This window comes from Microbispora sp. NPDC049125 (genome assembly GCF_040802045.1).
Classification (GTDB): Bacteria; Actinomycetota; Actinomycetes; order Streptosporangiales; family Streptosporangiaceae; genus Microbispora.
This window is the reverse complement of sequence record NZ_JBEZDW010000003.1, coordinates 166,247-178,356: the sequence shown is the minus strand read 5'-3', so window position 1 is coordinate 178,356 and position 12,110 is coordinate 166,247. Positions and strand designations below refer to the sequence as shown.

Sequence of the window (12,110 nt, the reverse complement as noted above, 5' to 3'; positions counted from 1 at the left end):
CGGCGACCTCACGACCGGGGAGCTGACGGGACTCACGCCGGGCTGAGCGGGCGGACGCGCGCCTCGAAGGCACCCGGCCCCGAGAGGGCGGCCCGGAGAGGGCGGAGGGGCGTCAGGCGGTGAGGGCCCGGCTGATCCGCACCCACCGCTCCAGCGTGCCGGCGGCCCGGCCGGTGTCGACCGCCTCGGCGGCGCGGGCGTAGGCCGCCCCCAGGTCGGACACGAGGTCGTCGCCGGGGCCGGACAGGGCGACCAGGGCCGCCGCCGCGTTCAGCAGCACCGCGTCACGCACCGGCCCCGTCTTCCCCCGCAGCAGGTCGTGCACGGCCGCCGCGTTGAACTCCACGTCGCCGCCGCGCAGGTCGTCCGGCCGGGATCGGGGGACGCCGATGTCGACGGGGTCGAACGTCAGCTGCGTGGCCGTGCCGTCCCGCACGACGAAGACCGTCGAGGGAGCGGCCGTGGACAGCTCGTCCAGGCCGTCCTCCCCGCGGAAGACCAGCGCGGACACGCCGCGCTCGGCGAAGACCCCGGCGACGACCGGCAGCATCCGCGCGTCGTAGACGCCGATGGCCTGCGCCGACGGCCGGGCGGGGTTGGTCAGCGGGCCGAGGAAGTTGAAGACGGTCGGGACGCCGATCTCCTTGCGGGTCGGGCCGGCGAACCGCAGCGCGGGGTGGTAGACGGGCGCGAAGCAGAACGCGATGCCCGCCTCCACCGCCACCTGGGCGGTGACGGCGGGCGGCAGGTCGAGGGCGACGCCGAGGTGCTCAAGCACGTCGGCGGCACCGCACAGGGACGAGGCGGCGCGGTTGCCGTGCTTGACGACCCGCGCCCCGGCGGCCGCGGCGACGATCGCGGCCATGGTCGACACGTTCACCGTGTGTGCCCGGTCGCCGCCGGTGCCGACGACGTCGACCACCGGCCCCTCGACGGTCAGCGGGGTCGCGCGGTCGAGCATGGCGCGGGCCAGGCCGGTCACCTCGGCGACCGTCTCGCCCTTCCCCCGCAGCGCGACGACGAAGGCGGCGATCTGGGAGGGCGTCGCCGACCCCGACATGATCTCGCCCATGGCCCACGACGTCTCGTCCGACGTCAGGTTCTCGCCGGTGAGCAGCGCGTTCAGCAAGGAGGGCCAGGTGGTGCGCGTGTCCATGATGGGCTCCGCGGAGTCGATGTCGAGGTCAGGGATCGGGATTCGCGGGCCGTGCCGCGTACGGGCACGTCCCCTCCCGTACGCCCCCGGGAGGCCCGTGGCGTACGGCGGGATGGAGCGGAAGGAAAACCGGTGCGGGATCAGTCGGACCGGGCGACGCTGAGCCGGCCCCGCATGAGGCCGGCCACGGTCTCGGCGAGCACGATGGGGTCGATCGGGTGCGCGACGACGGCGTCGGCGCGGGACCAGTTGGCCAGCCACCGGTCGTCGCGACGGCCGATCAGCAGCAGGATCGGCGGGCAGTCGTGCACCTCGTCCTTCGCCTGCCTGCTGACGCCCATCCCGCCGGCGGGGACGGCCTCGCCGTCCAGGACGGCGATGTCGATCTCGCCGGAGTCCAGGTGCTTGATCACCGCGGGCTGCGTGGCGCACTCCACGATCTCGGTGAGGGGCACGTCGGCGGCGGGACGCCGCCCGATGGCCAGCCGCACCTTCTCCCGGGTGCCTGCGTCGTCGCTGTAGACGAGAACCCTCATGTCACGCTCACTGTCGAATCGCGGGGTATGGTCATCGTGATGCTACCGGCGGCGCCACCTGGCGCGCAGCCCCGGCCCGCTTGCCGTGTCATGGGGCGACATGCCCGTTTGATGGGTGCGAGCAGCCCCTAACGGGGGGTCGTGGGGCGACCCGAGCTGGGGAGCCGCAATAATGCTGGCGTGGCGACAGCATCCGCAATTACTTCGACGACGAGACCGCACGGGTCCAGCCGGCCGAACCTCGTTCAGGTCGGCACGATCGTGTGGTTGTCCTCTGAGCTCATGTTCTTCGCGGCGCTGTTCGCGATGTACTTCACCATCCGGTCGGTCAGCCTCGGGCAGGGCCAGCCGTGGCCCGAGGCGGACCTCAACGTCCCGTTCGCGACCTTCAACACGACCGTCCTGGTCCTGTCGAGTGTCACGTGCCAGCTGGGCGTGTGGGCCGTGGAGAAGGGCCAGGTCAAGAAGCTGCGATTCTGGTATGTCGTAAGCTTCCTGATGGGTGCCTTCTTCGTGGGCGGGCAGCTCTGGGAGTACGGGAACCTCGCGAAAGAGGGTCACGTCCTCTCGCACTCCCCGTACGACTCGGTGTTCTACCTCACCACGGGCTTCCACGGCATGCACGTGACGGGTGGTCTGATCGCGTTCCTGTTCATCCTGGGACGCACGTACGCCGCGAAGCGCTTGACGTATGAGCAGCAGACCAGCGCGATCGTCGTGTCCTACTACTGGCACTTCGTCGACGTGGTCTGGATCGGCCTTTTCGCGACCATCTACATCATCAAATGATCGGAACGGGAAATTCGGTGAACTCGATCACCGCCCGACGGCGCCATCCCCTCGCGCGAGTCGCCGTCGTGGCGCTCTCGCTGGGCCTGCTCGGCGGCGGATACGCCCTCGCCGCGCCGAACGGCGGCACGGCGGACGCCGCGATCGCGTCCGGCAAGGCCGACGACGTGGCGCAGGGCAAGAGCCTGTTCGTGGCCCACTGCGCGAGCTGTCACGGGATGAACGCCGAGGGCAGCGCGAAGGCCCCGACGCTCGTCGGCGTCGGCGCCGCGGCCGTCGACTTCCAGGTGAGCTCGGGCCGCATGCCGGCCGCCGACGCCGGCGCCCAGGCCCCCCGCAAGCCGCGCCCCGACTGGGCGGACGACCAGGCGATCAAGGACCTGGCCGCCTACGTGCAGTCGCTGGGCGGCGGCCCCACCGTGCCGGGCGCCGAGCAGGTCGACGCGGCCAAGGGCGACCCCGGCAAGGGCGGCGAGCTGTTCCGCGCCAACTGCATCCAGTGCCACAACTTCGTGGGTGCCGGCGGCGCGCTGACGTACGGCAAGTACGCCCCGCCGCTCAACCCGGCGACGCCGACGCAGATCTACGAGGCGATGATCACGGGCCCGCAGGCGATGCCCGTCTTCAACGACTCGACGATCACCCCCGAGCAGAAGCGGGACATGATCGCCTACATCACCCAGGTACGGGAGCAGACCGACCCGGGTGGCTCCGGTCTGGGCCGGATCGGGCCCGTCACCGAGGGCCTTGTAGGGTGGATCGTGGGTCTCAGCCTTCTGATCCTGGCCTCCATCTGGATCACTGCGAAGAAGCGACGGGCGCAGGCATGACACAACAGCACACGGACCAGCCCGAGAGCCGGGTGCCGGCGCGCGTCATCGGCACCCCTCCGCCCGACGAGCCGATCCTCGACACCGATCCCATCACCACGCCCGACGACGTGCCCGGCGTGGTCCCGCAGGACCCGGCCCAGGCGCGCCGGGGCGAGCGGCGCGCCTCGCTGGCGTTCCTGGTCGCCTTCCTGGCCGGCGCCGCGTTCATCGTGTCGTACGTCATGTTCCAGGTCGGCACGATCGACAAGACGGCGACGTCGAACTACGCGCTCGGCGGCACGCTCGCCCTGGCCCTGTTCGCGCTGGCCTCCGGCATCACGGTGTGGGTGCGGCAGGTCATGCCGAAGTACAACATGGTCCAGGAGCGCCACGTGATGGCGACGACCGACCCGGCCACCCGCGAGTACGTCGAGAAGACCTTCGTCGCGGGCGCCGACGAGAGCGGCTTCGTCAAGCACAAGATGCTGCGCCGCACACTGCTGCTGGCCACCGCGCCGCTGGGCCTGGCGCCGCTGGTGCTGCTCAGGGACCTCGGCCCGCTGCCCGGCGCCTCGCTCAGGCACACCGCGTGGGGAGCGCCGACCAAGGACGGCAAGCCGCGCAGGCTCGTCGTCGAGGGCAGCGGCCAGCCGATCAGGGCCGCGGACTTCAACTCGCCCGGCGGCATCCTCTCCGTGGTCCCCGAGGGCTACGAGGAGAACCTGGACGAGCTGGCCAAGTCGACGCTGATCCTGCTCAAGTTCCGCCCCGAGGAGCTCAAGTCCGGGACGAACAAGAACTGGACCCACGACGGCATCGTCGCGTACTCGAAGATCTGCACCCACGTGGGCTGCCCCGCCGCGCTGTACGAGCAGACGACGCACCACATCCTCTGCCCGTGTCACCAGTCGACGTTCGACGCGGCCGACGGAGCGAAGGTCATCTTCGGCCCCGCCGCCCGGCCGCTGCCGCAGCTCCCCCTCGGCATCGACGAGGAGGGTTACCTCGTCGCCAAGTCCGACTTCAAGGTGCCCGTCGGCCCCAGCTTCTGGGAGCGCGGCGACGCTGAAGCGCAAGCAAGGGAGACCGCGTCATGAACGCTCCCCCGAAAGCCATAACCGGCGTCTCGACGTTCATCGACGACCGTCTCGGGGCGGGGAGCTTCCTCAAGCGCAACATGAGGAAGATCTTCCCCGACCACTGGTCGTTCCTCCTGGGTGAGATCGCGCTCTACTCGTTCATCATCCTGCTGCTGACCGGCACGTTCCTGACGCTGTGGTTCAAGCCGAGCATGAGCGAGGTCACCTACGGCGGCACGTACGCGCCGCTGGTCGGCGTGCGCATGTCGGAGGCCTACGAGTCGACGCTGCACATCAGCTTCGACGTCCGCGGCGGCCTGCTGATCCGGCAGATCCACCACTGGTCGGCCCTGTTGTTCATCGGCGGCATGACGGTGCACATGCTCCGGGTCTTCTTCACCGGCGCGTACCGCAAGCCGCGCGAGATCAACTGGCTCATCGGCATCGGGCTGCTCACGCTGGCCCTGCTCGAAGGCCTCACCGGCTACTCGCTCCCCGACGACCTGCTGTCCGGCGCGGGCCTGCGGATCACCGAGGGCGTCATGCTCGGCATCCCGGTGGTCGGCACGTACCTGGCGTTCTTCCTGTTCGGCGGCGAGTATCCCGGCCACGACGTGATCCCGCGGTTCTTCACGATCCACATCCTGCTCATCCCGGGCATCCTGCTGGCGCTCATCTCCGCGCACATGATCATCATGTGGGTGCAGAAGCACACGCAGATGCCGGGCAAGGACCGGACCAACCGCAACGTGGTCGGCGCCCCGTTCTACCCGGCCTTCATGGCCAAGTCGGGCGCGTTCTTCCTGTTCACGTTCGGCGTGGTCACCCTCCTGGGGGCGTTCGCGCAGATCAACCCGGTGTGGCTGTTCGGGCCGTACAATCCGGCGAACATCTCGGCCGGCTCGCAGCCCGACTGGTACATGGGCTTCCTCGAGGGCTCGCTGCGGCTCATGCCTCCGTGGGAGATCAACCTCTTCGGTCACACGGTCACCATGAGCGTGCTGATCCCGGCGCTGGTGCCGCTGGGGCTGGTGATGACCGGCCTGGCGCTGTACCCGTTCGTCGAGCAGTGGGTCACGGGCGACCGCAGCGAGCACCACGTGGCCGACCGGCCGCGTAACAACCCGCACCGCACGTCGATCGGCATGGCGGGCATCACGTTCTACGGCGTCCTGTGGCTGCTGGGCGCCAACGACGTGATCTCCTCCAACTTCCACATCGACCTGTACACGACGACCATCATCGGCCGCTTCGCCATCTTCATCGGCCCGGCGATCGCCTACTTCGTCACGTACCGGATGTGCATCGGGCTGCAGCGCAGGGACGCCGACGTGCTGGGGCACGGCGTCGAGTCCGGCGTCATCAAGCGGCTGCCGAACGGCCAGTACATCGAGGTGCACACTCCGGCGGCGGAGGACATCGCCGAGCACATCAGGGGCAAGAGGGAGATCCCCGTTCTGGAGAGCTCCCCCGACGGCGACGGCGTGCCGCCGAAGAGCGCCCGCACGGCGCTCGGCCGCCTCCGCACCCGGATGAGCGAGACGTACGGCACGGACCTCGTCCCCCTGGGGAACGGTCACGACGGCCACGCCGACGGTCACGACGGCGCGGAAGAGGAGCACGCGGCGGTCGGAGCGGGAGACCGCAAGGAGCTCCACTAGCCTCGGCCACGGGCGCTCCGCGGCATCGGAGCGCCCGAGACGCTCGACCGGCGAACGAACGGCCCGGACGGGGAGACCCCCGTCCGGGCCGTTCGCCGTCGAGGGCGCCTTCCCGGTGATCCGTGCGCTGATCCGTGCGCTGGGAGCCGGTGAATCCCTGCTCCCCGGACAGCGCGCTCTCAGGAACCGCAGGCACCCAGGAGACCGCGCTCTCCTGGGTGGGTGGCGCCGCAGCGGCCTACGTCAGCCGCCCGGCGGTGTCGGCGCGCAGGCGGCTCCACTTCAGCCAGTCTCGCCAGTTCTCCTGCCAGTGCCCCCAGCCGTTGGTCGGCTCCAGCTCGCGCGGCGTCCCGCGAATGATGATCGGATCGCCGATCAGGGTGTTGTTCTTGAACCATTTCGCCCGCTCCGGGCTGAGGTTCACACAGCCGTGGCTGACGTTGGAGTTGCCCTGGTCCCCCACCGACCACGGAGCCCCGTGCACGTACTCACCGCTGTTGGAGATGCGGACGCTGTTGTAGACGGTGGTCTGGTAGTACCCGGACTGTCCCGGGGACGCGTCCGGCGACGTCATGACGGTGACGTCCTCCCGCGTCATCGCCAGATGGATGCCGTTGGTGGTGGTGTGGCGGTAGACGTCGGCCATCCCCGCGCTGATCGGCCAGTTGTGGATCACTTTGCCGTCGCGCTCGACCTTCATGTAATGGGTCTGTGTGTCGGCGTTGCTGATCTGCGACCGGCCGATCTCGAAGTCGCGGACGTAGTCCTGCTTGCCGTACATGCCGTCCGCGCCGCGCACGCCCGCCAGACGGGCGATGAACCGCACCTTGGTGTGGGCCGGCCAGTACTCCTTGGGCCGGAAGACCACGTTCTTGTCGTCGAACCAGTGCCAGGCGCCCTCGATCGGCCGGGACGCCTCGACGATGAGGTTGCGCTCCACCGACACGCGGTCGGTGACCTTCTGGTCGAAGGTGACCATGATGGGCATGCCGACGCCGACCGTCAGGCCGGTGTCCTGCTTGTTCGGCAGCAGTGTCTGGATGCCGAAGGTCCTGGCCGCCCTCCGGGTGGAGAACTCCCCGGTCGTCTCGACCGACCCGCCGCCCTTCGCCGCGGCCACCGCGCGGACGCTGTAGGAGGTCCCAGGGGCCATCGAGCGCTCGCTGCGCCACTGCGTGTGGTCGGCGCTGTAGACGCCCGCCACGGGCCGTCCGGCGGCCTCGACGGCCACCCTGGTGAGCCTGCCCTCCACAGCGCCCACCGTGATGGGCATCTCAGCCGGCAGGTCCCGTCCACCTGCCGGCGGGCTGATGCTGATCGCCGCCTTCGGCTCCTGCCTGCCGCCGGACTCCTGTGATGTGGCGGAGCATCCCGCCAGCACCAGCAGGGCCAGCGCCCCCGCACCAGCTCGCACGTCGATCTCCCTCCACCGGGCGGTTTCCGAGGGTTATTCCCCGGTCACGCGCGGTCCTCGCAGGGAGCAGGCCGAATCACGGCAAAGAACGGCGCGGCCGGCCGGCGAGGTCGCCGACCGGCCGCGCCGGTGAGGATGCGTGACGGGGATCAGTGCGAGAAGTTGCCCCGGTAGTACTGGAAGACGAAGCCGATCGCACTCATGATCGTGGCGAACAGGCCGATGAAGAACAGCCACAGGCCGATGGCGAAGCCGAAGAACGTCAGCGCCGCCGACAGGCAGACGAACAGAGGCCACCAGCTGTGCGGGCTGAAGAAGCCGATCTCCCCCGCGCCGTCGCTGATGTCGGCCTCCTTGTTGTCCTCCGGCTGGTCGCCGATCCGGCGGGCCGTGAACAGCAGGTAGTAGCCGATCATGAACGCGAGGCCCACGGAGATGGCCATGGCCGTGGTGCCGGTCGGCTCCTTCGACCAGAACCAGTACACGACGTCGGCCGCGGCGAAGAAGACGCCGCAGAGCAGGAACATCCACCCCTGGATCTTCATCAGGCCTCGTCCTCCAGTGCCGGCTTGGCCGCGAGGTGCGGGTACTTGAGATCGAACGCCGGGCGCTCGGAACGGATGCGCGGCAGCGACGTGAAGTTGTGCCGCGGGGGCGGGCAGGAGGTGGCCCACTCGAGCGAGTTGCCGTACCCCCATGGGTCGTCGACCATGACCTTCGGGGCGGTCCGCCAGGTCCGCCACACGTTGTAGAGGAACGGCAGCGTGGAGGCGCCCAGCAGGAACGCGCCCGCCGACGAGATCATGTTCAGATCGGTGAAGCCGTCCGCCGCCGAGTAGTCGGCGTACCGCCGGGGGAAGCCGACGACGCCGAGCCAGTGCTGCACCAGGAAGGTGAGGTGGAACCCGAAGAACAGGGTCCAGAAGTGGACCTTGCCCAGCTTGTCGTTGAGCATCCGGCCGGTGAACTTGGGCCACCAGAAGTAGAAGCCCGCGAACATCGCGAACACCACGGTGCCGAAGACCACGTAGTGGAAGTGGGCGACGACGAAGTAGGTGTCGCTGATGTGGAAGTCCAGAGGCGGCGAGGCCAGGATGACGCCGGTCAGGCCGCCGAACAGGAAGGTCACCAGGAAGCCGACGGCGAACAGCATCGGCGTCTCGAACGACAGGTGCCCCCGCCACATGGTGCCGATCCAGTTGAAGAACTTCACGCCGGTCGGCACCGCGATGAGGAACGTCATGAACGAGAAGAACGGCAGCAGCACCTGCCCGGTGACGAACATGTGGTGCGCCCAGACCGTCACGGAAAGACCGGCGATGGCGATCGTCGCGCCGACCAGGCCGATGTACCCGAAAACCGGCTTGCGGCTGAAGACGGGCAGGATCTCGGTGATGATGCCGAAGAACGGCAGCGCGATGATGTAGACCTCGGGGTGGCCGAAGAACCAGAACAGGTGCTGCCACAGCATCGGGCCGCCGGTCGGCGAGTCGAAGATGTGGGCCCCGAGTTTCCGGTCGGCCTCCAGGGCGAGCAGCGCGGCCGCCAGCACCGGGAAGGCCAGCAGCACCAGGATGCTGGTGAGCAGGATGTTCCAGGTGAAGATCGGCATGCGGAACATCGTCATGCCGGGGGCGCGCATCGTGACGATGGTGGTGATGAAGTTCACCGCGCCGAGGATCGTCCCGAGGCCGGACAGCGCCAGACCCATGATCCACAGGTCGCTGCCGACGCCGGGCGAGGTGATCACGTTGGACAGCGGCGTGTAGGCGGTCCAGCCGAAGGAGGCGGACCCGCCGGGGGTGAAGAAGCCTGCGACGGCGATCGTGCTGCCGAACAGGTAGAGCCAGTAGCTCACCATGTTCAGCCGGGGGAACGCCACGTCGGGGGCGCCGATCTGCAACGGCATCAGCTCGTTGGCGAACCCCGCGAACAGCGGCGTCGCGAACATCAGCAGCATGATCGTGCCGTGCATGGTGAACAGCTGGTTGTACTGCTCCGTCGACACGAACTGCAGCCCCGGGCGGGCGAGCTCGGCGCGGATGACCAGCGCCATGACGCCGCCGATCATGAAGAACACGAACGACGAGATCAGGTAGAGGTGACCGATCACCTTGTGGTCGGTCGAGGACAGCCACTTGGCGATGACCGTGCCCTTGGTGTACGGCCTCGGCGCGATGCGGGCCGGTTCCTGGATGGCGGTCACTGCGCACTCCCCGCCTGGCTCTTGATGTACTGGTCGAACTCCGCCTGCGGGACGAGCTTCACGGAGAACAGCATCTTGCTGTGTTCTGTGCCGCAGAGCTCGGCGCAGCGGCCGAAGAAGACACCCGTCCGGTTGAGCGTCGTGATCTGGAAACGGTTGTGCACGTTGCCGGGGAAGACGTCCTGCTTGAAGAGGAACGCGGGCACCCAGAACGAGTGGATGACGTCAGGCGAGTGCAGGTCGAACTGCACCTGGGTGTTGACCGGCAGCACGAGCTGGGGCCCCTGCGGGGTCTGCGGGCTCTGCTTGCTCAGGTCCACCGGGACGCCGGCGGTGACCGCCTTCTGGCCCTGGTAGTCCGTGGTGAAGCGCCAGCTCCACTGGTATCCCTCGACGGCCACCTTCACCGGGGCGTCCTGCGTGATCTTCGTGATCGCGCTCTCGTCCCGCGCGGTGAAGTAGAAGAACACCGCGACCATGATGACCGGCACCACGGTGTAGAGGATCTCGATCGGCAGGTTGTACCGCACCTGAGGGGGCAGGGCGTCGGTCGAGCCCTTCTTCTTGCGGTGGAACACGCAGGCCCACAGGATCAGGCCCCAGACGACCACGCCGGTGGCCAGAGCCGCGATCCAGCTCCCGTTCCACAAGGTCTGGACGATGCCGGCCTGCTTGGTGACACCCTCCGGCATGCCTCCTCGGGACCACTGATCGAGCGCATCGTTGCTACACGCCGTCGCGGACGCCACCAGCAGCACCACGGCGGCGGCGCCGGGCAACCGGCGGCGTGCCCACGGTCGCCGTGTCGTACGGCGGGTCGGACTCACGGATCGCCTACCCCACAGATGAAGCCCAGGAGTTCCTCTCCCGGGCGATTTTTCCAATTTGACCATTGGGTGCGACCAGCATGTCTTTCCCGCCGTCGCACCCTCTACTTGTTGAGTTCACGCTGGGGGACACATTAGCGCGGACCGGCCCCGCCCCTCTGAGCAGCCCCCGTTAATGTCCTAACTGTGGCCTACCTCGACGCGGCGTCGACCGAACCGCTTCACCCCTCGGCCCGCGACGCGCTGCTGGCGGCGATCGAGGCCGGCTGGGCCGACCCCGCGCGCCTGTACGGCGCCGCGCGCCGCGCCCAGATGTTACTGGAGCAGGCGAGGGCGGAGGTAGCCGGGCATCTCGGCGCCCGCCCCGACGAGGTGTCGTTCACCGCCTCCGGCACGCAGGCCGTCCACCTGGGCGTTCTCGGGACGCTCGACGGCCGCCGCCGGGTGGGACGCCACCTCGTGACGGGCGCGGTCGAGCACTCCAGCGTGCTGCACGCCGCCGAGGTGCACGAGCGCGGCGGCGGCACCGCGGAGACCGTCGGCGTGGACATCACCGGCCGCGTCGACGCGGCGGCGTTCGCCGCCGCCGTCTCCCGCCCCGGCACGGCCCTGGCCTGCCTCCAGACGGCCAACCACGAGGTGGGGACGCTCCAGCCGGTCGAGGAGGCGGCCGAGGCGTGCCGCGCGGCCGGGGTGCCGCTGCTGGTCGACGCCGCCCAGTCGGCCGGGCGGCTGCCGGTCCCGGCGGGGTGGTCGGTCCTCACCGCGAGCGCGCACAAGTGGGGCGGCCCCGCCGGCGTGGGGGTGCTCGCGGTCCGCAAGGGCGTCCGCTGGCGGTCGCCGTACCCGGAGGACGAGCGGGAGCGCCGGCGGGTGCCGGGGTTCGAGAACGTGCCCGCCGTCGTGGCCGCGGCGGCCGCGCTGCGCGCGCGGGCGGCCGAGGAAGCGGCGGAGGGCCGCCGCCTGTCGGCCCTGGTCGACCGGATCCGCGCCGAGGTGCCGCGGCTGGTGCCGGACGTCGAGGTGATCGGCGACCCCGTGCGGCGGCTGCCGCACATCGTCACGTTCTCCTGCCTCTACGTCGAAGGTGAGGCGCTGCTGACCGAGCTCGACCGGGCCGGCTTCGCCATTTCGTCCGGAAGCTCCTGTACGGCGAGTACGCTTCGGCCATCACATGTTCTGGAGGCCATGGGAGTGCTTACGCACGGAAACGTCCGGGTATCGCTCCCCCGTGGCGTGCCCGAGGAGGACGTCGACCGCTTCCTGGCGGTGCTTCCGGACATCGTGCGGCGCATCCGGTCGAGCTTGGGGGTCCAGTGATCTGGCGAAGACGGACGGGCGACGGGCCGAAGGCCGCCCCGGCTGAGCCGGCGCAGCCGCAGGAGCGGCCCGCGCTGACGATCGACGCGCTGGGCCGCAAGTGCCCCATCCCCATCATCATGCTGGCCGAGCGGATCAACGACGTGGCGATGCGCGACGTGGTCGCCGTGCTGGCCGACGACCCCGCCGCGTTCACCGACATCCCCGCCTGGTGCCGCCTCAAGTCGCACGAGCACGTGGCGAGCCACGAGCTGCCCGGAGGCGGCTGGTCCATCCACGTGCGCCGCAACTACTGACGCGGACCGCCGCC

General features: G+C 69.5%; 12 protein-coding genes. 6 read left to right on the top strand and 6 right to left on the bottom strand.

The window, feature by feature from the left end; genetic code table 11:
- Nucleotides 1-112 precede the first annotated feature (112 nt).
- Nucleotides 113-1,156: an anthranilate phosphoribosyltransferase gene (gene trpD / locus AB0B72_RS05045; protein WP_367737009.1), complete on the bottom strand. Its 1,044-nt coding sequence runs from the start codon at nt 1,154-1,156 to the stop codon at nt 113-115.
- 140 nt (nt 1,157-1,296) lie between these two features.
- Nucleotides 1,297-1,692, bottom strand: a complete 396-nt coding sequence (locus tag AB0B72_RS05040) for a hypothetical protein (RefSeq protein ID WP_367737008.1) — start codon at nt 1,690-1,692, stop codon at nt 1,297-1,299.
- A 198-nt stretch (nt 1,693-1,890) separates the two neighbouring features.
- Between AB0B72_RS05040 and AB0B72_RS05035 the strand changes: the two genes are divergently transcribed.
- From AB0B72_RS05035 to AB0B72_RS05020, 4 genes are read left to right on the top strand one after another with little or no spacing between them, the layout of a single operon-like run.
- A complete protein-coding gene (locus AB0B72_RS05035) occupies nt 1,891-2,481 on the top strand; it encodes a heme-copper oxidase subunit III (protein ID WP_367737174.1) in 591 nt (196 codons plus the stop codon).
- A 17-nt stretch (nt 2,482-2,498) separates the two neighbouring features.
- A complete protein-coding gene (locus AB0B72_RS05030) occupies nt 2,499-3,311 on the top strand; it encodes a c-type cytochrome (protein ID WP_367737007.1) in 813 nt (270 codons plus the stop codon).
- Nucleotides 3,308-4,390 carry a Rieske 2Fe-2S domain-containing protein gene (locus AB0B72_RS05025; protein ID WP_367737006.1) on the top strand — a complete coding sequence of 361 codons (1,083 nt, stop codon included), beginning with the start codon at nt 3,308-3,310 and terminating at the stop codon, nt 4,388-4,390. The genes AB0B72_RS05030 and AB0B72_RS05025 overlap by 4 nt, the downstream gene beginning before the upstream one ends.
- Complete coding sequence (locus AB0B72_RS05020) at nt 4,387-6,033, top strand: cytochrome bc complex cytochrome b subunit (protein WP_367737005.1); 1,647 nt, start codon at nt 4,387-4,389, stop codon at nt 6,031-6,033. The genes AB0B72_RS05025 and AB0B72_RS05020 overlap by 4 nt, the downstream gene beginning before the upstream one ends.
- Before the next feature lie 238 nt (nt 6,034-6,271).
- Here AB0B72_RS05020 and AB0B72_RS05015 read toward each other — a convergent pair whose 3' ends face one another.
- The 4 genes from AB0B72_RS05015 to coxB form a co-directional block, all read right to left on the bottom strand.
- Nucleotides 6,272-7,447, bottom strand: coding sequence for an Ig-like domain-containing protein (locus AB0B72_RS05015; RefSeq protein ID WP_367737004.1), 1,176 nt, complete (start codon nt 7,445-7,447; stop codon nt 6,272-6,274).
- A 149-nt stretch (nt 7,448-7,596) separates the two neighbouring features.
- A complete protein-coding gene (locus AB0B72_RS05010) occupies nt 7,597-7,992 on the bottom strand; it encodes a cytochrome c oxidase subunit 4 (RefSeq protein ID WP_367737003.1) in 396 nt (131 codons plus the stop codon).
- On the bottom strand, nt 7,992-9,653 hold the full coding sequence (gene ctaD / locus AB0B72_RS05005; protein ID WP_367737002.1) for a cytochrome c oxidase subunit I: 1,662 nt from the start codon (nt 9,651-9,653) through the stop codon (nt 7,992-7,994). Before ctaD ends, AB0B72_RS05010 begins: the two co-directional genes overlap by 1 nt.
- Entirely contained in the window at nt 9,650-10,345 is a 696-nt protein-coding gene (gene coxB / locus AB0B72_RS05000; protein WP_367737001.1) for a cytochrome c oxidase subunit II, read from the bottom strand. The genes ctaD and coxB overlap by 4 nt, the downstream gene beginning before the upstream one ends.
- Before the next feature lie 321 nt (nt 10,346-10,666).
- Between coxB and AB0B72_RS04995 the strand changes: the two genes are divergently transcribed.
- Entirely contained in the window at nt 10,667-11,800 is a 1,134-nt protein-coding gene (locus tag AB0B72_RS04995) for a cysteine desulfurase family protein (protein ID WP_367737000.1), read from the top strand.
- Nucleotides 11,801-11,874: 74 nt separating this feature from the next.
- Nucleotides 11,875-12,096: a sulfurtransferase TusA family protein gene (locus AB0B72_RS04990; RefSeq protein WP_367737173.1), complete on the top strand. Its 222-nt coding sequence runs from the start codon at nt 11,875-11,877 to the stop codon at nt 12,094-12,096.
- The last annotated feature ends 14 nt before the right edge of the window (nt 12,097-12,110 follow it).

Excerpts from the sequence above, each read along its gene's own strand:
- trpD (WP_367737009.1), bottom strand. The coding sequence starts at position 1,156 with ATGGACACGCGCACCACCTGGCCCTCCTTGCTGAACGCGCTGCTCACC.
- AB0B72_RS05040 (WP_367737008.1), bottom strand. The coding sequence starts at position 1,692 with ATGAGGGTTCTCGTCTACAGCGACGACGCAGGCACCCGGGAGAAGGTG.
- AB0B72_RS05025 (WP_367737006.1), top strand. The coding sequence starts at position 3,308 with ATGACACAACAGCACACGGACCAGCCCGAGAGCCGGGTGCCGGCGCGC.
- AB0B72_RS05020 (WP_367737005.1), top strand. The coding sequence starts at position 4,387 with ATGAACGCTCCCCCGAAAGCCATAACCGGCGTCTCGACGTTCATCGAC.
- AB0B72_RS05010 (WP_367737003.1), bottom strand. The coding sequence starts at position 7,992 with ATGAAGATCCAGGGGTGGATGTTCCTGCTCTGCGGCGTCTTCTTCGCC.
- coxB (WP_367737001.1), bottom strand. The coding sequence starts at position 10,345 with ATGCCGGAGGGTGTCACCAAGCAGGCCGGCATCGTCCAGACCTTGTGG.